This is a genomic window from Chryseobacterium sp. 27AL, from assembly GCF_057815395.1.
In genome coordinates this window covers 53,168-73,867 of sequence record NZ_JBYRIW010000017.1, presented here as the reverse complement: position 1 = coordinate 73,867, position 20,700 = coordinate 53,168, and the positions used below count along the sequence as shown (strand labels likewise).

General features: G+C 35.9%; 19 protein-coding genes, 1 tRNA gene and 1 pseudogene. 12 read left to right on the top strand and 9 right to left on the bottom strand.

Annotated features, from left to right (window positions below):
- Window positions 1–170: 170 nt before the first annotated feature.
- From AC3WV0_RS16885 to AC3WV0_RS16865, 5 genes are read right to left on the bottom strand one after another with little or no spacing between them, the layout of a single operon-like run.
- A complete protein-coding gene (locus AC3WV0_RS16885) occupies window positions 171–362 on the bottom strand; it encodes a hypothetical protein (protein WP_488847241.1) in 192 nt (63 codons plus the stop codon).
- A complete protein-coding gene (locus AC3WV0_RS16880) occupies window positions 359–802 on the bottom strand; it encodes a MauE/DoxX family redox-associated membrane protein (RefSeq protein WP_488847245.1) in 444 nt (147 codons plus the stop codon). Before AC3WV0_RS16880 ends, AC3WV0_RS16885 begins: the two co-directional genes overlap by 4 nt.
- Window positions 803–842: 40 nt before the next feature.
- Window positions 843–1,049, bottom strand: a complete 207-nt coding sequence (locus tag AC3WV0_RS16875; protein WP_488847240.1) for a MauE/DoxX family redox-associated membrane protein — start codon at window positions 1,047–1,049, stop codon at window positions 843–845.
- A gap of 21 nt (window positions 1,050–1,070) precedes the next feature.
- Window positions 1,071–1,235 (bottom strand): hypothetical protein, encoded by a 165-nt coding sequence (locus AC3WV0_RS16870; RefSeq protein WP_488847239.1) that lies wholly within the window; start codon window positions 1,233–1,235, stop codon window positions 1,071–1,073.
- Window positions 1,236–1,249: 14 nt separating this feature from the next.
- Window positions 1,250–1,516, bottom strand: a complete 267-nt coding sequence (locus AC3WV0_RS16865) for a hypothetical protein (RefSeq protein WP_488847238.1) — start codon at window positions 1,514–1,516, stop codon at window positions 1,250–1,252.
- A 269-nt stretch (window positions 1,517–1,785) separates the two neighbouring features.
- On the opposite strand from AC3WV0_RS16865, the gene AC3WV0_RS16860 reads away from it, so the two are divergent.
- The 8 genes and pseudogenes from AC3WV0_RS16860 to AC3WV0_RS16825 form a co-directional block, all read left to right on the top strand.
- Window positions 1,786–2,316 (top strand): hypothetical protein, encoded by a 531-nt coding sequence (locus tag AC3WV0_RS16860; RefSeq protein WP_488847237.1) that lies wholly within the window; start codon window positions 1,786–1,788, stop codon window positions 2,314–2,316.
- Window positions 2,317–2,582: 266 nt separating this feature from the next.
- Entirely contained in the window at window positions 2,583–2,804 is a 222-nt protein-coding gene (locus AC3WV0_RS16855; protein ID WP_488847236.1) for a hypothetical protein, read from the top strand.
- A 407-nt stretch (window positions 2,805–3,211) separates the two neighbouring features.
- Complete coding sequence (locus AC3WV0_RS16850) at window positions 3,212–3,652, top strand: hypothetical protein (RefSeq protein WP_488847235.1); 441 nt, start codon at window positions 3,212–3,214, stop codon at window positions 3,650–3,652.
- Between the two features lie 91 nt (window positions 3,653–3,743).
- Entirely contained in the window at window positions 3,744–4,049 is a 306-nt protein-coding gene (locus tag AC3WV0_RS16845) for a helix-turn-helix domain-containing protein (protein ID WP_488847234.1), read from the top strand.
- Window positions 4,046–5,278, top strand: coding sequence for a type II toxin-antitoxin system HipA family toxin (locus AC3WV0_RS16840; protein ID WP_488847232.1), 1,233 nt, complete (start codon window positions 4,046–4,048; stop codon window positions 5,276–5,278). The genes AC3WV0_RS16845 and AC3WV0_RS16840 overlap by 4 nt, the downstream gene beginning before the upstream one ends.
- Window positions 5,279–5,562: 284 nt before the next feature.
- Window positions 5,563–6,297 (top strand): hypothetical protein, encoded by a 735-nt coding sequence (locus AC3WV0_RS16835; RefSeq protein ID WP_488847231.1) that lies wholly within the window; start codon window positions 5,563–5,565, stop codon window positions 6,295–6,297.
- A gap of 693 nt (window positions 6,298–6,990) precedes the next feature.
- Window positions 6,991–7,410, top strand: a complete 420-nt coding sequence (locus AC3WV0_RS16830) for a recombinase family protein (RefSeq protein WP_488847244.1) — start codon at window positions 6,991–6,993, stop codon at window positions 7,408–7,410.
- A gap of 15 nt (window positions 7,411–7,425) precedes the next feature.
- Window positions 7,426–7,818 (top strand): annotated as a pseudogene (locus AC3WV0_RS16825) (recombinase family protein); the annotation flags it as partial.
- 596 nt (window positions 7,819–8,414) lie between these two features.
- Here AC3WV0_RS16825 and AC3WV0_RS16820 read toward each other — a convergent pair.
- Window positions 8,415–8,488: transfer RNA gene (locus tag AC3WV0_RS16820), tRNA-Arg, on the bottom strand.
- A gap of 48 nt (window positions 8,489–8,536) precedes the next feature.
- Here AC3WV0_RS16820 and AC3WV0_RS16815 point away from each other — a divergent pair.
- The 3 genes from AC3WV0_RS16815 to AC3WV0_RS16805 are packed head-to-tail and all read left to right on the top strand — an operon-like array spanning window position 8,537 to window position 12,311.
- Entirely contained in the window at window positions 8,537–9,583 is a 1,047-nt protein-coding gene (locus AC3WV0_RS16815) for an ABC transporter substrate-binding protein (RefSeq protein WP_488847230.1), read from the top strand.
- 39 nt (window positions 9,584–9,622) lie between these two features.
- Window positions 9,623–10,267, top strand: a complete 645-nt coding sequence (gene mtgA, locus AC3WV0_RS16810) for a monofunctional biosynthetic peptidoglycan transglycosylase (RefSeq protein ID WP_488847229.1) — start codon at window positions 9,623–9,625, stop codon at window positions 10,265–10,267.
- Between the two features lie 13 nt (window positions 10,268–10,280).
- Window positions 10,281–12,311 carry a recombinase gene (locus AC3WV0_RS16805; RefSeq protein ID WP_488847228.1) on the top strand — a complete coding sequence of 677 codons (2,031 nt, stop codon included), beginning with the start codon at window positions 10,281–10,283 and terminating at the stop codon, window positions 12,309–12,311.
- A 254-nt stretch (window positions 12,312–12,565) separates the two neighbouring features.
- Here the strand turns inward: AC3WV0_RS16805 and AC3WV0_RS16800 are convergent, their stop codons facing one another.
- Genes AC3WV0_RS16800 through AC3WV0_RS16790 form a run of 3 tightly spaced genes read right to left on the bottom strand, consistent with a single transcriptional unit; the run spans window position 12,566 to window position 14,747 of the window.
- Window positions 12,566–12,862, bottom strand: coding sequence for a hypothetical protein (locus AC3WV0_RS16800; protein ID WP_488847226.1), 297 nt, complete (start codon window positions 12,860–12,862; stop codon window positions 12,566–12,568).
- Window positions 12,863–12,908: 46 nt separating this feature from the next.
- Complete coding sequence (gene recF / locus AC3WV0_RS16795) at window positions 12,909–13,988, bottom strand: DNA replication/repair protein RecF (RefSeq protein WP_488847225.1); 1,080 nt, start codon at window positions 13,986–13,988, stop codon at window positions 12,909–12,911.
- A gap of 3 nt (window positions 13,989–13,991) precedes the next feature.
- The gene (locus AC3WV0_RS16790; protein ID WP_488847224.1) at window positions 13,992–14,747 is read right to left on the bottom strand and encodes a UbiA prenyltransferase family protein; all 756 of its coding nucleotides are present in this window, start codon (window positions 14,745–14,747) and stop codon (window positions 13,992–13,994) included.
- A gap of 19 nt (window positions 14,748–14,766) precedes the next feature.
- Between AC3WV0_RS16790 and AC3WV0_RS16785 the strand changes: the two genes are divergently transcribed.
- Window positions 14,767–20,625 (top strand): alpha-2-macroglobulin family protein, encoded by a 5,859-nt coding sequence (locus AC3WV0_RS16785; protein WP_488847223.1) that lies wholly within the window; start codon window positions 14,767–14,769, stop codon window positions 20,623–20,625.
- The last annotated feature ends 75 nt before the right edge of the window (window positions 20,626–20,700 follow it).

Here is a 20,700-nt window from a genome sequence, read left to right as displayed (position 1 = left end):
AATTTCCTTTTGCGGGTGAAATCTCTGCTACTCATCTTGTATTCATTACAAATAGCAACACTGTGGATCTCCTCCTCCAATAATAATAAAATAGCTGAAACCGTTTTTTTGCATAATAAGCAGATGAAAGATTAAATCTCAAATATAGCAAAAGCATACCGTTAAAAATACTAACTTAATGACATTGGGCTAAAGTAAGCTTGGGAATAACTGTACGTTTTCACCTTTTCATTACCGAGGATACCCCTGTAAATAACAGGAACGGTTCCGTCATACAGATAATAATAGGGTGAATTGATCTGGATCAGGGCCCGCCTAAAACTGAAATCAAAACGATCGGGAATAATCTTTCTTTCACTCATTGATCTAATCTATTATCTAAAGAGACCAAGGAGAAAGGCGTGGTGTAATTACCGAGATATACAGAGTCTTTCGTTGAGCCTGCGAAATAAAAAGAATTAACGGCAAGATCAAACCGTTCTTCTTCCGTAATCGGATGTTGAAGAAATCTCCTGATAAAATGATTTTCTTTCTTCACCATATAATCGGAGCGATGGTATAATACGCTGATCATGCCCATACTAAAAACAGACAGGATAAGCTGTAATAAAATGGAAGTCATCATCTTTTTTCGTCTCTGAGCTCGATCAAGAAGAATGGCTACAGACGAAAATACAGCCGTTGCGACGTTAAAAATGAGATGGGTTCTCCATCCCATTTTTTCCAGTATGCCGCCACAGGAACATGGTACATTATCACTATAGTTTAGTATGACATAAATGTAAATCGTGAATGAAACCATCAGGAAAAAAGAAGAGTACAATCCGATGATCCTTGTTCTTTCAAAAAATAAGCAGGATACAGACCAGCAGTTCTGTAATCAGTACACCAGAAGAAATAAGTCCTGCTACTGAACTGAAAATAGGGGACTGTGCGATCTGAACCTGGAAATTCTCAAAATCCATGATCTTGCTGATGCTCGCATAGCAGAACAGCAGTATAAAAAAATAACTGACGTATTCTGCGAATCCTGATTTAAAGGTTTTCATTGGTTTACTTTTATTTCTGATTTATCCTTTTCTGATTAATATCCATTTGACATTCTTACCGCAGTAGGCCGGCATGATCTCTCCCTTTGATACATATATGATCGTGCTGAGCCTTCCCTGTATTTCCCATTCCCCGCTGACGGTGCATTTTCGTCCTGTTGCCAGTGTGATCTTCTGATCTTCCATACCGAAGCTTATTTTCAGCGTTTAGTTAGACTACCAAACTGAATCGATTGGAACTTTCCAATGCTGCTTGTCATCTTGCGGTTCATCATCGTCACCGGTTCCTTTGACGCGGAATCAACCTGCGTTTCCGGGCATCGTGCGGATTCGGTTTTATGTTGATTGCTCTTGTACTGGATGCTTTGCACGTTGTCTTCAGGTATTTCATTGTTTGCGGTTGCTCTGTCGCAGGACAACATACCAAGTACCGGTGCCAGCATTAAAATTGAGATATACTTTTTCATAGTGGTTTGTAATTTTTTGATGTTTAAAAAAGTTTATCCCGGCCGGGGTCGTTTAGAATTCTGACATCGAAATTAGCGGGACTGATGCCTAGAAAAAAGTGAAGGTGGTAACGATGGATCTTTTAACAGGGAATGATTGGTACATTGTTCCCTGTATTTTTACAGATATAGTTCTGATAATCAAATATTAATAGGATTTAAAGTTCTGGCAAAGTGAAACACATGTTTAATTGTTGATTTTTGAGTAAATTTGAATATATCTCATTGTTATGAACTATCATAATAGCATTTTATTACTGATCTTTAATCTGTTTTGGTGTTTTGTTGATGGTCATCAATTCCCTGAAAGATCTTATAAGGAAATCGCAGCACTGTACAGTTCCTATCATGAAAATGACGAAAGGGCTATGGTCTTTGTAAACCTGTACATTAATAAAGCAAAGGATGACAATAATCTCAAAAAACTGATCAGAGGTTACGAAGAGTCCATTTACTACAGTGCAAAGTCTGAGAGAAAACTCTTATACGCAGACAGTGCCATCATCTGTGCCTTAAGGTCCCGTGATGCTGATCAAATTGCAAGAGCTTATCTGGGTAAAGGTATTATCTACTATTATAACTGCAGGCAGTACAAGCCTGCGCTCGAACAATATCTGATTGCATTCAGGTACTCAAAAAGTTCAGAGGACCTATATCTTATAATTATGTGCTGTATAATCTGGTGTACAACATCAGGAACAACAAGCACATCATCTTTGCCATCTGGCTTTCAAAAATTCCACCGACCGGGACAGCTCTGAAGCTCTCCACCTTGAACAGAAAGTTCGGACTTAACTACAAAACAGCGAACGACCTGTGCTTTAAATTTCTGAAGCCCGCCAGGTCGAATCTTGATCGGTGTAATAGTTTATCATTCAACTTTAAATATAAAGGAGAGATAATCTCGATCATACCGTATTCAACGGATGCTGTTCCTGAAAAAAGGATGGAACCGGAAAAGTAGGCAATTGATATTACAAGACGGCTAAGGTATTTCAGGAAAAGATATGGCTTACGGGAGGATGAAATGCTCCAGTTTTCCTATCAGTATAGAAATATTGTGCAGACACGCGAGCTGATTGAAAAGGCATTCAGAGAATTGATCCGAACGTCCAGGTTAAGAGGAAAAAGTTCTACCGAATTCCAGGGCAGGGGATTTTTGATAGAAATCCAGGAGAATATGATTAAGCTCTACCGTGAAAGCAAGGTTGGAAAACTGCTGCCGAATGGCTATCCGGTTATCCTGTGAATTCGGATTGGTACTCATCCGTATTTCGGTATTGTACTGCTTCGAAATTCGGAATGGAGCTCGTTGGAATTAATTAGATGTTAAAGGTGTATGTATATTGGGATACTATATCGGAATTGAACTCATTCCTGAAAGTATGGTAAGCTTACCGTTTGTTGATTATACCTCAATATTGTGGGTTAGGTTCTGATTTAAAGAATTGATTGTAACTGAAAACGGATTTGAACTCATTTCGAAATTATTGCTTTTTCGGATTTATACTCAGCTTAATTTCGGAAATGAACTGATCTCAATGTCGGAATTGGACTCATTTCGAAAATCATCCAAACGGTTTCTAAGATTGCAGTACACCCAATTCCTAAAAGTACAGTGAAAAGATGAAAAAGTTATTTTTTGTTTAAAAGGAATTGGTAAGAGAAACTTGCTTTAAAAAAGAAAAAAATGAATTGCGAGAAAATCAAAAAAAATATCAGCATTTGGAATCATTTAGCTTTTTTCCGGTCAAAGAAAACAGCAGAACCGCTTTTTACTTTGCGTTGGAGAGGGAAGAAAAGGTTCCCAGTCTTTATGTGGATTTTATAAAAAACACGGCTTTTGATTCTGGAACAGGAACGAGTTATGATGTAATTTCTGTTGTGCAGCAAATTATGATTCTGCAATATAAGCAGGAGAAAGATGAACAAATGATGGTTAATAAAGCGATTAATTTTATCCAAGAGCGAGCAGATGAAAATAAATACTTGTTCAGATCTTTATTCACAACAGATTTTGTTAAAAAAAGTTTGACGTCTGGAATGAATTATCAAAATGACACTAATGTACAAATCGAAATGAAAAGAAAAAGATAATATCTTAACTGATTGGATAGTTTATAATTTTATATATTTGTAATACAATAATGATAATTATTGCTTATAATTAAAGTTAAATCATACAGTTATGTTACTTATATCGTTGTCTAAAGCACAAAAGATGATTTCTACTCACGTTCGTGACCGAAGGCTTCTGATGGAGCTTACTCAGGAAGGTCTTGCTGAACGTTCAGGTGTAGCACTTTCCACCCTCAGGAAGTTTGAGCAAAAAGGATTGATTTCGATGGACTCTTTTCTAAAGATCTTGATGGTGGTTGGAGGATTGGAAGAAATGCTTGATGCTCTTAAGCCAGATAAGCCGGCTTTCAATTCAATAGATGATGTTTTGAGACAAGATGATAGTATAATTAAAAAAAGAGGTCGAAGAAAATGATCAAGCCTGTTGCAGAAATAAAAGTAGGGTTAGATTTTGGCCTGGCAGTCCAGCCTGTTGGTCGTCTTGCAATACGTAATGGTGTCATCTATTTCCAATATGATGACAATTTTCTTGGCGCAGGAATTGAAATATCTCCTTTCAGGCTGCCTTTAAAAAGGGGCCTTAGTGAATTGCCTCTGCATCCATTTGACGGACTGGCCGGGGTATTTAGCGACAGTTTGCCGGATGGCTGGGGGCGATTGCTGTTTGACAGGATGATCAGAACCTTTGGATTGATGCCATCAGATGTTTCGTCACTGGACCGCCTGGCTCATGTTGGTATGCACGGAATGGGAGCATTAGTCTACGAGCCGGATAATAGTCCTGAAGTGCCGCAAGATAAAGTTGACCTGGATGTGCTGGCTGTACAAACTGAAAAAGTCCTGGAAGGAAGTTCGGAAGAGGTAATTACTGAGCTGTTAGCTCTAAATGGTTCTTCAGCAGGTGCCAGGCCAAAAGCACTTATTGGCGTAGATAGCGAACGTAAAAATATTTTATACGGAGCCCAAAACTTAGACGAAAATTTTGAACATTGGTTGGTTAAGTTTTCCAATTCACAGGACGGTCCGGATTCCGGAGCTATTGAATACGTCTATGCGCTGATGGCTGCAGAAGCGGGTATCTCAATGCCGGATGTGCATTTATTTCCTTCTCAAAATGGTGGGAGCGGTTATTTCGCAGTGAAGAGATTCGACAGGGACGTTAATAGGAGATTACATATGCATACTGTAAGTGGCTTGCTACATAGCAATTTCAGGTTACCTTCGCTTGATTACGAAGATCTACTGAATTTGACTGCAACCCTGACAAAAGATATTCGTGAAGTCGAAAAAATGTATCGACTGGCGGTTTTCAATGTTATGGCTCACAATAGGGATGACCATGCAAAGAACTTCAGTTTTTTAATGGACGAAACAGGCAACTGGAAACTTTCGCCTGCCTACGATTTGACATTTTCCACAGGTCCTGGTGGAGAGCAGAGTACAATGGTGCTAGGAGAGGGCAGAAATGTAAGCATCCAACATCTTATTAAGCTAGGCAAGGAAGCTAAACTTCCAAAGAATACAGTCGATAATATTATTGAGCAAACACGTTCTGCACTGGATAAATGGTCGTACTTAGCGAAAGATTTTGGAGTCAGTGAATCTAACAGAGAATTAATTACACGATTGATTAAAAAATTTTAAACTAAAATTGAGCCTTATCAAATTCTAACCCTAATTTTTATCAAACAAATTAGATAAAACTAGAAGTGTAGGGATAAAATGTATCAATTATTACAAGTGCTGTCGGGAATTGTTAATTGTTTGATAATGATTAGACTATATGATCATTTTGGTAGAAACAACTAATTAATCAGCACAGTCAATTTTAGTAAATTATGATATATGACAAAATAAAAAAATCTATTACATTAGTTTGAATCACTCTTCAAGACAGGTAAAAATTTATACTTAACAAAAAAAACTATATGGAAACGAATAGCAGAGAATTCATTGATATTATTGAGAGTTATATGGAAGAAGTTTCCAATTTCATAAATAATTCCGATAAATCTAGAGAACATTCTCAAAAACAATATAAGCTAGCTGAAGATAAGATTCCGAAGCTATTAGATTTTAAACTGATGATGGATGGCCTGATAGTGACTGTTTCAAAAAATTTTCATGCACCTGCAACAAATCTTAATGATAACATTTACTATCAAATTGCTCTCTCGGCATCTTACATTAGAACACACTTCTTAATTAATTATTTAGTGAAGTCGGGTGATGTGATCGAGGCGGCAACGTTGATCCGTAAACAACTTGAAGCACTAACCAGGTTAATAGAGCTGGATAGTAAGGAGATTTCCAAGCTTGAGAAGAAAACACCTAATGTTAACAATGTTTTTAACAATAGCACAAAAGATTTATACAAGCAACTTTCCGAGATTGCCCATTCAGGTAGTAATAAGGTAACGGATATGATATCTCATTTCGTAGAGGATCGTAATAGGGGGGAAGCGTATATTTATCCGCAGTTCTCACCTCATTCGTTGGAGTGTTATAAATTTCATGCTTTTATTGCAATGGTTTTTTTAGGTTATTTCATAAAATTTGCAATGAAGGTTTATGAAGATAATTACCAATATGAGGAAGATATAAAAGTGTTTTTAACTCTGGTAGATCTACATAAAACAAGTGATTTTTTTAATAACAAATGAAATGACAAAACAATATTGATTACGAATAAAGACTTCTTTAGATTCTCTATCGGTAGTTTATTCTATTTTAATCCTCTTTTACAAATCAAAATTCGTAAGTAACCCATTTAGTGATTAAATAGACTTTGATCAATTTATCATACCGTATTCTACCATATTTATCGCGATTTTAGCTGATAATTTGATTATTAAATTAAACAGTTATTATAAAAAATATACTGAGTCAAATAATCAATCAATCTAGATAAGTTAATGCGATAAGTATTTAGGAGCGATGCGTGGCAAAAGAAAACAAAAAGATTCTCAACTTAGAGATTTGAAGGAATTCGAGCTCGAACCACTTATGAGGTTTAACGAAATGTCGGTAAGTGAGGCCGATAAAATATTGAAAAGATCAAACATTAATATGTCTGAAAAAAAAATTTCAGATGTGCTGGCTTTACTCCATACTCTTGTAAAGATGACCCTCAAAGAGCTCATCTCTGCTAAAAATTAATTTCGTATTTTAGTGAATACAATATTGATAATCAAATTGATCTCAATATTAGTCACCTTCTAATATACTAATGACAACTTTATGCAAATCGCCGATTTATATATCCGAGTTTCAACGGATGAACAAGCTGATAAAGGTTATTCACAGCGCGATCAGGAAGAGCGCCTCCGCAAACATTGCAATAGTCAAAATATTCAATCGATCGGGTAATTTTTGAGGATCATTCTGCAAAAACTTTCGACAGACCAGAGTGGCAGAAATATATGTTTAGCTTCAGAAGAGGCAAGCCTGCTAAAGAAGTTAGACTTCTTTTGTTTACGAAATGGGATAGGTTTAGCCGTAATACAAGCGAAGCTTACCAGATGATCTCGAAACTTACCAAGTTAAATATTTCTCCGCAGGCTATTGAGCAACCTTTAGACTTGAGAGTTCCCAAAAATAAACTTTTATTGGCTATATATCTTTCAACTCCTGAAGTAGAAAATGATCGTCGTGCATTGAATGTTATTTATGGAATGCGCAGAGCCATTAAAGAAGGCAGAATGATGGGAACTGCGCCTTACGGATATATCAATAAGTGCACGGAAGATGGCAGAAAATATGTGGCATTAAAATAACCTGAGGCCTCTAACATCATCTGGGCCTTTAAGGAAGTAGCGAAGGGACATCTGCCAAGTGCAAAAGTTAGAGAGCTAATGAATAAAAGGGAGGGTAGGAAGCTCACACGTAATTCTTTCCTTGAGGCTCTTCGCAATGTGGTTTATTGTGGTAATATTGTCCTAAAAGCCCATGGTGATGAAGAAGAGAGAGTTATTAAAGGCAAACATGAGCCTTTAATCTCAGAAGAGCTTTTTATGAAAGTTCAGCATATACTCAGAAGGAAAAGCAATAAAGATATTTTTTTACCGGGAGGTAGGGTGATCAATGAAGATAGGTATCCTCTGCGTGGATTACTGTTATGCCCAAAATGTGGAAAAAATTTAACTGCAAGTAGTGCTAAAGGAAGGTCAAAGCATTACTACTATTACCATTGTACCTTAGCTTGTGGCTTCCGTCACAACTCTGAAATAGTTAATGAACTATTTGAGGCAGAACTTTCAAAATTTGAGTTTATTCCAGCATTTGCAAGTTTGTTAAAAGCTATAATGATGAAAAATTTTTCAAGTGTTTCGGACGGCCTTGATGATGAGCGAAAAATACTGACTGAGCAAGTCACCAGAATTGAACAAAAGATAGCAAAAGCAAGAGATTTATATCTGGAAGATAAATTAGATGAAGAGGATTTTAGAGCAGTGAAGACAAAAAATAAGGATGAACTTGACCGACTCTTATTCAAACTAAATTCGATAAAGCAAACCAAGAAGGATAATAACATAGAACTTAAGCTGGATGCGGCTTTGAAGGCTGTTACGAAAATTTCTGAGAGACATAAAAAAGCAGATTCAGTAGACAAAAGAGCTATAATTGGTTTGATATATCCTGAAAAGTTAACTTTTGACGGCGAGAATTTTCAAACCGCAAAAATCAATACCTTTGTACATACTATCTTTCTGATAAAGAAGGAATTAGGAAATAAAAAAAAACCGACATCGAAGAGTAAAATCTTCAAATGTCGGTCTTGTGACCTCGACAGGATTCAAACCTGTAACCTTCTGAGCCGTAATCAGATGCGCTATTCAGTTGCGCCACGAGGCCGTTAATAAATGGTTTGCAAATATAGCACTTTTTTCTTTTCTTTGAAAGATGAAATCAAGAATTTTAGTATTAATCGCGTTTTTAGCGCTAACGGCTTGTAAAAGAGAACAAAAAAAATCACCTTCAGAATCCGTTTCGATCTCAAATCTTGTGCAGTACAGCGAAGAAAATGAAAATATTCACATTGAGTCGGGAAATTTTACTTACGATTTTAAGCAGAATCAGCTTCCTTTTAAAAGAATTATACTGCTGAATGCAAGCATGGCAGGCTATGTTACCGAATTAAATGCAGAAAATCTGATCATCGGCGTTTCCAGTCCCGAATATATTTATTCTGATACGATTCAAAACTTGTTGAAATCAGGGAAAATCCAGAATGTAGGAAATGAACAGAAATATGATATTGAGAAAATTCTTTCATTAAAGCCAGACGCTATTTTTACCAATTACATTTCGAGCTTTGATAATACTTATAAATTATTGAAAGATAATGGAATACAGGTTATTTTTCTTGATGAATACATGGAGCAGGAGCCACTGCAGAAAACGGCTTATATCAAACTTTTTGGAAAGCTTTTGGGAAAAGATCAACAAGCGGCAGCCAAATATGGAGAAGTAGAAGAAAACTATAAAAAGTTAAAACAGCTGGCTTCAAAAGCAAAAGACCGTCCGACAATTTTGGCCAACGAAATGTACGGCGATGTATGGTATCTTCCAGGCGGAAAAACGGCTGTGGCCAACTTTATTGCAGATGCGAATGCAAATTATATCTTAAAAAATAATACAGACGAAAAAGCTGTTACCATGAGCTTTGAGGAAGTTTTTGCAAAATCGAATGAGGTTCAGTACTGGATCAATGCGGGAAATCATATTTCGAAAAAAGAAATGCTGGGGATGAATCCTGTTTACAGCAAATTAAGTGTTTTCAATAAAGGAAAAATTTATGTTATTACGGGGAAAGAAAAAGCTAAAGCAAACGATTTCTTTGAAAGCGGTGTCGTAAGATCAGATCTTGTTTTAAAAGATTATATAAAAATTTTCCATCCCGAGCTCTTACCGGATTATCAGTTTACTTACATGAAAGAATTGCAATAACTCGAGTATTTGCTTATTTTTGGTTTTTCTTTTTAAATTATGTGGAAGACAATTAAACGCATCATATTTATTATTCTGATTCTGAACGTGGTATTCATCGTTTGGGGCAGATTTTTCAATCCTCCCATCACAATTACGCAGATCGGCGGTTTTTTCGAATATGGAAAACTGCACAGGGATTATATCTCCTATGATGAAATGGGCAATAATGTCAAAAAAGCAGTCATTGCTTCCGAAGATCAGAAGTTCTTCATGCATAATGGCTTTGATTATAAGGCTATTGAAAAAGCCATGAAAAATAATGAAAAGGGTAAGAAGCTGAGGGGAGGAAGTACCATTTCCCAGCAGACCGCAAAGAATATTTTCCTTTGGCAGGGACGAAGCTGGATCAGAAAGGGGCTTGAAGCGGTTTACACGTTTATCATTGAAAAAGTATGGAACAAAGATATTATTCTTGAAAGATACCTTAATTCTATTGAAATGGGACAGGGCGTTTTCGGAGTTGAAGCTGCGGCTCAATATTATTTTGGAAAGCCTTCAAAAGATCTTACCGTGTCGGAAGCAGCATGGATTGCAGCCGTTTTGCCCAATCCTAAAAAGTATGATCCTAAGAACCCTTCGGCTTATTTAAGAAAGAAACACAATTGGATCATGAGACAGATGAGGAATGTAAGTTTGAAATAGTATCTTTGCCCTAATGAAACTCTTTAATTCCAGCACAAGCTTTGAGTCGGTTCTTAAAAAGTATTTTTCTTTTAAGAATCAGACGCATTCTCTGGAACCCTTTTCGGAATTTCTGGAGAGTGTTAAAAGTGCTGATTTTACTGATGTACTCAATTTTCTTAGAACCAATCTCCAGGTTGCAGAAAACTTCAGAAAATACATCCACAATATTTTTAGGGATAAAACTTTTAATCTGTCTTTAACAGAAGCAAATATACTCTCGGAAAACGCCTTTGTACCGGAACTTAAAAAAAGAATTCTTAACAAGATTCTACCTCCGGTTGTCAATGAGCAAACGATCTGGTACATGATCGATAACGTGAGTTTTACGCCCAAAAAAGATCTTAAATTCCTTCAGAATCTTCCTGAGAATGAAATTGATGAGCTTTTTATTATTCTGGGCATATCCGATTTTATTGTAAGACCGGAAGTAAAAAAGGAACTTCTTTTCTCCATGAACATCCTTTCATGGCGCGTTACCGGTTCGGCGATGGAAGTTGAGGTGGTGAGGATGGCACCGCAATACCGTAATTTTGATAATCCATTTCTGGCGTTACAGAATGAACTTGAAGAGCTTGCCGAAGAATTTGAAAAAAATCCCGGGCTTCAGTTGCATTCAAAAGACAGCAGATATAAGCAGATTAAAATTTATATTGAGCAATGTCTAGAATTTGTAAATATTTCATTTAAAAACTCTTCAAAATATGGAATTTCCGGAAAAATTAACCAATCCTTATTGAAGATTCGTCAGCAGGTTCAGAGAATTTATGAAACGGTCCAGCTTTTGGTGATTGACGAAGAAAGAGATGTTTTAATTAATTCCAAGCAATTGGTATTTAATATATTAAGCTATAAATCCCACAGGAATAATATTTCAGAGCTGATCAACGACAGTACAAGGCTGATTTCACATCTTATTACGAATCATACTGCGGAAACCGGTGCACATTATATCACTTCGACCCGGAAAGAATATATGACCATGTTCTACAAAGCGAGCGGTGGAGGAATAATCGTAGGTGCGTTATGTGTTTTGAAAATGCTCTATGGATATGTGCCGGGAAGTGATTTTTCACACGCATTTCTGTATTCCATGAATTATGCAATGGGTTTCGTGATGATTTATTTAATGGGATTCACGTTGGCAACAAAACAGCCGGCAATGACGGCCGCAACGATGACGAAAGTTTTGTCAGAAGAAGGGAATATAAAAAGCGACAGTAAGGAATTCGCACATCTGGTTTCAAAACTCTTTAGAAGTCAGTTTATTGCGTTTGTCGGGAATGTTCTTTTATCTTTTCCTATTGCTTTAATTATCATTTACGGGCTGGATGTCTTCTTCTCACAAAATCTTGCCGTTGAAAGATCGGATAAATTACTGAAAGATCTTGATCCTTTTAAATCCAAAGCCATACTTCATGCATCTATTGCCGGATTTTACCTTTTTATTTCAGGAATTATTTCAGGGAACATCGGAAACAATTCTGTGTTTTACCAGATACCGGAAAGGATATCAAAAAATCTATCTATCAGAAGGTTATTCGGGAAGAATTTCGCAAAAGCGTTGTCTAAATATTATGCTAAAAACTGGCCCGGAATCGTATCTAATTTCTGGTTCGGTGTTTTTCTTGGAGCAACGGCTCCGGTAGGATTGTTTTTAGGACTCGATCTCGATATCAGACACATCACTTTTGCTGCAGGAAATTTTGCTTTAGGGCTGTATGGAAAAGATTTTTCTATTGACTCTTACACGTTCTGGATTTCCCTAATTACCGTTTTTCTGATTGGGTTTTTCAACTTTGCCGTAAGTTTTAGTCTTTCGATGTTTTTGGCATTCCGGTCCAGAAAATTGAATTTTGGACAGGTAAGCGAAATTTATAAAGGAATTTTTAAATATTTTTTAAAGAACCCGCTGAGGTTTTTTATTCCTTTACGATCCGGACTTGACAAAAGGACTGATGATCTCATGAACAGCACGATACCTACAAAATCTGAAGATCATTAAATAAAAAAAGCTACATTTCTGTAGCTTAATTTTTAAAGACAGTTTGGAAATACTGGACACAGGACTTTAGGTTCTGTCCAATATGCGCATTCATTTGTATTGCAGTAAAATACGCAGCATATACTACCATTTCCGCCATTAATCTGTCGTAAAGTTTCTCTTGATAATTTTCTAGTTGAAAGTAGCTTTTTCATGTTGATTTGATTGTTTTGGTTTAAGCTAATATAGAAAAAAAAATAATGTGCTGAATCGATTTAAAGAATATTAAGATCATTAAATTTATCAGCGCCAAATTTATCTTTAAATTTTTTAAGGTAAAAACTTTTACGCATCTGAAAATCATGCTTTAAAAGCGGAGAATTAATTTTTATAATAACAGTCTGATCCTCAATATTCACACTTTTGATTTCACGAAACAGGCTTTCGTCAAGGTATTCCTCAAGAAAATCTTTGATTTCAAAGGCGATGAGTTTATCTTCAAAACCATAAATTCTTGCGAAAGATTTCACAAGTTCTGATGACTGATATTCTCGTTTTTTATTTCTTTTCATGATGAATAGAGCTTACTCTAAGATTTTTATTGACTTTCAGAATGGATTACAATTCAAAAATAATACTTTCTTCATTGATTTTTTTAACGACATTTTCCGTGCGTTCCCTGTGGGTATCCGTAATGAAAATCTGTCCGAAATTTTCCTGGTTGACCAGTTCGATCAGCTGAGAAACCCGGTTGTCGTCAAGCTTATCAAAAATATCATCGAGGAGGAGAATCGGCGTTTTCTTGGTCAATTCCTTTACCAGGCTCATCTGTGCCAGCTTTAGCGAAATCAGGAAAGATTTTTGCTGACCTTGTGAACCTATTTTTTTGATCAGAACAGAATCCATCTCAAAAAGAAGATCATCTTTGTGAATACCTTTTGAAGTGTAAGTAAGCATTCTATCGCGTTCAATGCTTTCTTTCAACAGATTTTCAAAAGAATTTTCCAGCAGATGGGATTCGTAAATAACTGAAACATTTTCCATACCTCCCGAAATAATTTTATAAAAATTCTGAACGATAGGATTGAGTTTTTCTACAAAATCTCTTCTTTTAATGAATATTTTTGTTCCTAATCTTGTTATCGGATCGTCATAAATCTCAAGAGAATCTCTGTCCCAGACTCTGTTTTTGGCAAAATATTTTAACAAAGCATTTCTTTGCTGAACCGCTTTCTGGTACTGGATCAGATCAAAAAGATATTCCGAATCAGTCTGTGAAATCATGGCATCCAGAAACTTTCTTCTGCTTTCTCCGGAGTCTGAGATTAAATTAGAATCATAGGGAGAAATCATCACACTGGGCAGATAGCCGATGTGATCTGCAAGTCTTTCGTAGCTTTTATCGTTCTTTTTAATAATTTTTTTTGCTTCTTTCGGCTGTGAAATTTTAATGATATCATCACTGTCTTCATTGATGATCTCTGCATCGATTGTGAAAAAATCTTCATCATGCCTGATGTTGTTGAGGTCAGTATTTCCCAAAAAACTTTTACCGACCGAAAGATAATGCAGCGCATCAAGAATATTGGTTTTTCCCACACCGTTGTTTCCCACAAAACAGTTGATCTGCGGGGAAAATTCAAATTTTTTCTCAGAATGGTTCTTGAAATTATACAGCGAAAGTTTCTTGATAATCATTTGTCAAAAATACTTCATTATTACTGAAAATAAAAAAGGAAGTGCAGAACAGGTTTCGACTCCGAAAGAGAAATAAGAGTCATCCCGTTCATTTTCAGAGAAATAAATGAGAATATAAGAGATGATTCCTGACAGAAAGAAAGAAATAGCATAACTGAAGCTAAGATATTCCACAGCAAGAATAGTACTGATGAAAATCAATACATAAGCAATATATTTTGTATTCTGCACACCGATAATCGTTGGAAATGTCTTTACAGTGTCAACTTTCATATCACGGATGTCAAAAGGCAGAACCAGAGCAGTTATAAAGAAAAAACTAATCAGAAATATAGGCACATTGAATTCAGGCAACGTGAGCCAGCAGTTCATCAGCGTCCAGACAAGTCCGACATAAAAAACTTTCAGCAACGGAATTTTCCGGATATAAACATCAAGGAAAAAGCTATTGTAAAGCAGTCCCAGGATAACAATAATTGACCATTTTAACAGGCGTATTTCATTATGGTTGTAAATAATTAAAAGTGCAGAAACTAAACCTGCTATAATGTTGAAAATTAATATTTTAAAAAGATATTTGGTTTTCTGGTACTTCGTATAAAGATATCCGCTGAAATAAGTGATGAAAATCAGGAAAAATGTGGGATAACGGAATGTATTTTGCTCCTCCATGAAGAATACTGCAAAAAGAGTTCCCATTAAAGAGACGTACAACTGACTATCAATAATGGATTTTTTCAGTATTTTTAATAAATTCATTAGATCAAAAATAACATTTATGAAAAGATTATCCAAGACTTTTATATTTTTCCTTCTGTTGCTGTTCTCAACAGTGATATATGCTCAGAAATATTACGATGAGCAATGGAAAAAAATCGAAGAAAACAGTACAAAAGGAACTGTTAAATCTAATCTTCCTACCATTCTGGATATCCAAAATCAAGCCATGAAAGATAATAATACGCTTCAGCTCATTCGTTCCTTAAAAGCAGAATTTGTGATTGTGAACCAAACCCGGGATGATGATCAGAACAATGCTGCCTCAAAGTTTTTCAGTAAACTAACGGATATTGAAAAGAAATTGAAAGGTGACGAAAAAATCATTTATAAAGTCTTAATGAATGGTTTTATCATGGATTATTACAGCCGTAACAGCTGGAAGATCAATGGCAGAACCAATATAAATTCTCAGGATATTACACAGATCGAAACCTGGAGCAAACTTGATTTTAAAAATTACATCAGCAAAAGCTTTAAAGAACTTGATCAGCAAAAAGCTGAAATGAGGAAAATCGCCCTGGCTCCTTACCAGTCATTGTTTACCAATACAAAGTCCATTTCTTTTTTTCCGACGCTGGCTGATTGGTATGCACTTAAAAAAGTTGATTTCTTATCTGATAACGGGCTTTTTACGAAAAATGAATTGTCAGATAACCGTAAGCAGATTGATGATATTTTTAATGAGCTAATTGCGCAGAATAGTGGAAATCCTAAACTATACTTTATGCATCAGAAACTGCAGGAGAATTGTAATTACAATCAGTGTAAAGACAAACTTCAGCAGCTCAACAGCCTTTTAAATTCTGATACCAAAGGCGACTACAAAGTAGTCATCATGGACGATATCATGAATGAATTATTGGCCAAAAATCAGGAGAAAGAAGCACTTGAAATTGCTGCAAAAGCCAAATCTCAGTATCCTCAATCGCCGTTTATTGAAAATATTAAAAATAAAGAAGAGCAGATCAGGCAGACTTCTTTAAGCATAAAGTACGAGCAGCAGACACAGGGTAATAGACCTATTCATTTTGTTGCAGAATACAAAAATCTTAACAGTTTTTCTCTGAATATTTACAAGGTTAATGATGATTTTGTATCTTTTTTCAAGTATTTAAGAAACCCTTATCCTGAAATGTTCGGAAAGGTAAAAAAAGAACTGATCAGAAAAGAAACATATCAGGTTCCGGATCCTAAAGATTATCAGTTGCATAAAACATCTTTTGAAATAAAACCGCTTCCGTCAGGAATATATGTTGCTGAATATCTGGTTGGTGACGGAACCAACGATAAGAACCAAAATTTCTATTTCTTAGTATCTGATCATAAAATTATTTACAAAAATAAAGTTGAAGGAAATTTCTCAGCCAATGAACTGAAATTAGTCAACAGTGAAAACGGTGAGCCGGTATCCAATGAAGGTCTTGCTTTTTATGAATTTTCGGGAAATTCTGACATAATTAAAAATACGGGTAAAACTGATAATAAAGGCATTTTCAAATTTCCGTCTTCATCTGATAAAAAGTATTTTAGGATGTTTCTAATCCAGCAGCCCAAAACAAATGATTTTCAAATGATGCAGGTCTATGGAAATGATTATAATGATGAATTTGATATTGACGATAAAGTACATGCAAAAACTCAGATTTTTACGGACCGAGGCATTTACAGACCGGGACAGACTGTTTATTTTAAAGTAATCAACACGAAAATCAATAAAGATAAAGAATCTGTAGATGCAGGATTAAAGCAAAAAATCACTTTAGGTGATGCTAACGGTAAAGAAGTCTCCTCCCAAAACTTTACGACTAATGAGTTTGGTTCTTATCACGGAAGTTTTGTACTTCCTAAAGGCAAACTGAATGGGGAATTTTATTTGAGTACAGATGGTGAAACGCCGGTTTTCAAAGGATTCAGTGTGGAAGAATATAAAAGACCGAAGTTTGAAGTCAATTTTGAACCTGTAAAAGAAGAATATAAGTACGGTCAGACCATTGAGCTGAAAGGTAAGGCGACAACCTTTTCAGGGATTGCATTAAACAATACGAAAGTGAATTATGAAATAAAAAAACGTAATATTCGCTGGAGGTATTTTTGGTGGTATCCACAAGGAAATGATAATGAAAACTCTATTCTGGGAGAAACTCAGACTAATGAAAAAGGTGAATTTACCATTCGTCTGGAACTTAAAAAAGATGAACAGTTGGAAGGCATTCAGATTGATAATTATGAAATCAATGCTTCCGTTACAGATATCAATGGTGAGACGCAATCTGCAGATACACAGTTGAAAGTCGCTTCAGTTTCACATTATATCAAAGCAGATGAAATAAAGGATGTTTTTTCTGACGAAAATGTGAAATTAAAGGTTGAAACCAAAAATTATAACGAACAGAATTTAAAAAAATCTTATCACGTAAAGCTTGCAAAACTTCAGGCTCCGGACAGGATTTTCAGGAGCAATTTTAAAGATGCAGTTCAGAATCTTCCGGTATTTTCGAAAGAGGAATTTATCAGAAAATTCCCTCATGATCTTTTTGATAAAAATGATGAGGTGAAAAACTGGAAAATTTCTTCTGTCATTCTAAATGATGCTCAGCGTACAGAAGAATCATTGGATTTAGGGAAATTAGATGCCGGTGATTACCAGCTTGATCTGTACAATATCGAAGGAAAGGATACGATTAAAACTTCCCAGTATTTCAGTGTTTGGGATAAAAATAGCTTAAAGGCCAATCAGAAGACATTCCTTACCGCTTTACAGCCGAAAACAGAATTTTCAAGGGGAGAAAAAGTCAAAGTTTATGTGTATTCTGCAGTTCCGGATGCATCGGTAAATATTTTTGTGCAGGATGGTTCGGGAAAAGCCGTTTATGATGTTCAAAAAACGAAAAACGGCAAACTGGAATATGTTGTTGATATTCCTAAAGATAAAGGAGTATCTGCCATGAATATTCAATTCCAGGTTGTGGCCTATAATGATATTCAGACGGCAACGGTAAATTTAAAGATCAAAGATTCAGAACAGCCGTTGAAAATTGAGACTACAACTTTCAGAGACAAACTTGAACCTAATGTAAAAGAAAAATGGTCGGTAAAAGTTTCAGGAAATGACAAAGAAAAAATCAATGCAGAAGTGCTGGCCAATATGTATGATATGTCGCTGGATCAGTTTGCGGTCAATAGTTTTACCTGGGAAAAATTGTACAGACCTTATTCATTGGTGACCACTTATGATTTGAGAGATAATCTTTTAACAAAATATTATCAGAAGAGAATAAAATTCTTTAATGGAAGTTTTGTAGAAGTTCCTCAATTTAATTGGTTTGACAGGAATGGTTTGATCATGCTGCAAGGCAGAGCCGCCGGAGTTACTATTCGTGGTGTTGCAAGTCGTGCTCCTATGGCAGCAGACAGTGCAGTCAGTAAAAATATAGAAGAAGTTGTCGTGACAGGTTACGAAACTAAAAAAGAAGTTGCGGCTACAGCTTCAGAAGTGGTTGCTGCTGATAAAGTATTAGATAAGGGTGACTTAACAGAAAAAGTTTCCGTGCGTCAGAATCTCAACGAAACCGCATTCTTTTATCCTGATCTGAAAACCGATGCCGAAGGTAATGTAAGCTTTGAATTTACTTCTCCTGAAGCCTTGACAAAATGGAAACTGATGTTCCTGGCTCACACCAAAGATGCCAGAGCAGCAACATTGGAAAAAGAAGTGATCACACAGAAAGAATTTTCCGTAACACCAAATTATCCTAGATTTTTGAGAGAAGGCGATGAACTTAATTTACAATCAAAGCTTTCAAATTTAACAAATAAAAAGCTTAATGGTTCAGCAACCTTACAAATTTTAGATGCATTTACCAACGAAGATATTTCGGCAAAATTTGGACTAAATGCCAATGTGCAGAATTTTGAAATTAACGAAAATGGAAATTCAGCATTAACCTGGAAATTAAAGGTTCCTGAAAATGTTTCTTCCATTATCATCAAAGTAGTGGCAAAAGCAGGAGCATATTCCGATGGCGAACAGCAGGCAATTGCCGTTCTTCCAAACAGAATGCTGGTAACCGATGCAGTTCCGGTTTTTGTGAAAGAAGGAGAAACCAAAACATTTGAGCTTGAAAATCTCAAAAATACCAATTCAAAAACCATTTCGAATGTTTCCAACACACTGGAGCTTACGACTAATCCAATCTGGGAAATTATGTTTGCGCTTCCAAGTCTTAAAAATGACCCGAACAATTCTGCGGATGTTATCTTCAATAAATGGTTTGCCGATGTTTTGGCATCCGAGATTTTTAGAGCCAATCCAAAAATGAAAACGGTGTTTGAAGAATATCACAATAAAGGCTTACTAAATTCAAATCTTGAAAAAAATCAGGAACTAAAACAGCTGTTGCTTGACGAAACACCATGGGTGCTGGAAAGTAATAACGAACAGGAACAAATGCAGAAGCTGGCATTGCTGTTTGACGCTAACACGATGAAAAACTCCATTAGCCAGGATTGGGATGAACTCAGAAAACTACAGAATCCGGATGGCGGTTTCTCATGGTATCAGGGATATCCAAGCTCGTATTCAACTTCATTGTATATCCTGAAAAACTTAGGAAAAATTAATGTATGGTTAAAAGATAACGTAAAAGATTATCAGAATGCTGAACAGAAAGAATTAGTGAAAAACCTGATTGCCTATGTGGATAAAGAAATCAACACCTATTATGATGTGAAAACGCAAGATGTCTGGACCAACTGGGCACTCGATTATCTGGATGCCAGAAATTACTGGGAAAAAGAATATCCTTTAAAAGGTAATGGGTCAACTTTAAAATCTCTGGTAAAACAAAAAGCAAAAACGGCAAAACTTACCGATTTCACATTTTTCGGGCTTCATCGTGCTGCATTGTTGATGAATGATTATGGTCTGAAAGATGTTTCAGACAAGCTGATGAATTATTTAAAAGAAACGTCTGTAGAAACCAAAACCCAGGGAGTTTACTGGAAGCAGAATCTGGATGGTTGGGGCTGGTTTAGCTCAAAGGTCGTAAACCAGGCCGGAGCGTTGGAAGCATTTAACAGATTGCAGCCTAATGATCAGAAATTCATTGAAGAAATGAAAATCTGGCTGATCACCCAAAAAGAGGTTAATTCGTGGGGCAGCTCAAGAGGAACAGCAGAAGTTATCTTTACCATCTTGAATTCCGGGAAATCATGGACATCTGCGGAAAGTGATAAAGCAAAAGTTGTTTGGGGAGGTAAAGAATTAAAACCGGAAACCCAAGCTACAGGATATATAAAATCTACGGTGAAATCAGATATTGTGAATAAAAATCTTGCTGAGGTTAGTGTTTCAAAACCTGGTCCTGGAATTGTGCAGGGCGGATTGTTCTGGCAATATTATGAAGATCTGGATAAAATAAAATCATCAGAAAATTATATTTCCGTAACGAAAGAGGTTTACAGAAAAATAAAAACAGTGAACGGTGAGGAATTACAGAAAATTTCTCCGGAAACTCCGTTAAAAGTCGGAGATAAAGTAACGGTAAGAATGATTCTGAATACAGATCGCCCGATGGAATTTATCCACGTAAAAGATATGAGAGCCGCAGGATTTGAGCCTGTAGATGTATTATCCGGTTATCAGTGGAAGAACAACCTGGGATATTACCAGTCCACCAAAGATGCATCCACAAATTTTTACATTCAGTATCTGCCGAAAGGAAAGTATGTATTTGAATATGATTATCTGGCCAATGCATCCGGAAGATTCTCAAACGGAATTACAAGCATCCAGAATTATTATGCACCGCAAATGAATGCGCATACGAAAGGTACTGATGTGAAGATTTCAGAATAATTTAAATTAAATTTCAACTAAATATAAATACCCTTGAAAATCAGATATTTTCAGGGGTGTTTTTTATAAATGAAA

Excerpts from the sequence above, each read along its gene's own strand:
- AC3WV0_RS16870 (WP_488847239.1), bottom strand. The coding sequence starts at position 1,235 with ATGGAAGATCAGAAGATCACACTGGCAACAGGACGAAAATGCACCGTC.
- AC3WV0_RS16835 (WP_488847231.1), top strand. The coding sequence starts at position 5,563 with ATGGAAACGAATAGCAGAGAATTCATTGATATTATTGAGAGTTATATG.
- AC3WV0_RS16815 (WP_488847230.1), top strand. The coding sequence starts at position 8,537 with ATGAAATCAAGAATTTTAGTATTAATCGCGTTTTTAGCGCTAACGGCT.
- AC3WV0_RS16805 (WP_488847228.1), top strand. The coding sequence starts at position 10,281 with ATGAAACTCTTTAATTCCAGCACAAGCTTTGAGTCGGTTCTTAAAAAG.
- AC3WV0_RS16800 (WP_488847226.1), bottom strand. The coding sequence starts at position 12,862 with ATGAAAAGAAATAAAAAACGAGAATATCAGTCATCAGAACTTGTGAAA.
- AC3WV0_RS16840 (WP_488847232.1), top strand. The coding sequence starts at position 4,046 with ATGATCAAGCCTGTTGCAGAAATAAAAGTAGGGTTAGATTTTGGCCTG.
- AC3WV0_RS16845 (WP_488847234.1), top strand. The coding sequence starts at position 3,744 with ATGTTACTTATATCGTTGTCTAAAGCACAAAAGATGATTTCTACTCAC.
- recF (WP_488847225.1), bottom strand. The coding sequence starts at position 13,988 with ATGATTATCAAGAAACTTTCGCTGTATAATTTCAAGAACCATTCTGAG.
- AC3WV0_RS16860 (WP_488847237.1), top strand. The coding sequence starts at position 1,786 with ATGAACTATCATAATAGCATTTTATTACTGATCTTTAATCTGTTTTGG.
- AC3WV0_RS16790 (WP_488847224.1), bottom strand. The coding sequence starts at position 14,747 with ATGAATTTATTAAAAATACTGAAAAAATCCATTATTGATAGTCAGTTG.
- AC3WV0_RS16855 (WP_488847236.1), top strand. The coding sequence starts at position 2,583 with ATGCTCCAGTTTTCCTATCAGTATAGAAATATTGTGCAGACACGCGAG.
- mtgA (WP_488847229.1), top strand. The coding sequence starts at position 9,623 with ATGTGGAAGACAATTAAACGCATCATATTTATTATTCTGATTCTGAAC.
- AC3WV0_RS16865 (WP_488847238.1), bottom strand. The coding sequence starts at position 1,516 with ATGAAAAAGTATATCTCAATTTTAATGCTGGCACCGGTACTTGGTATG.
- AC3WV0_RS16875 (WP_488847240.1), bottom strand. The coding sequence starts at position 1,049 with ATGAAAACCTTTAAATCAGGATTCGCAGAATACGTCAGTTATTTTTTT.
- AC3WV0_RS16885 (WP_488847241.1), bottom strand. The coding sequence starts at position 362 with ATGAGTGAAAGAAAGATTATTCCCGATCGTTTTGATTTCAGTTTTAGG.
- AC3WV0_RS16785 (WP_488847223.1), top strand. The coding sequence starts at position 14,767 with ATGAAAAGATTATCCAAGACTTTTATATTTTTCCTTCTGTTGCTGTTC.
- AC3WV0_RS16880 (WP_488847245.1), bottom strand. The coding sequence starts at position 802 with ATGGTTTCATTCACGATTTACATTTATGTCATACTAAACTATAGTGAT.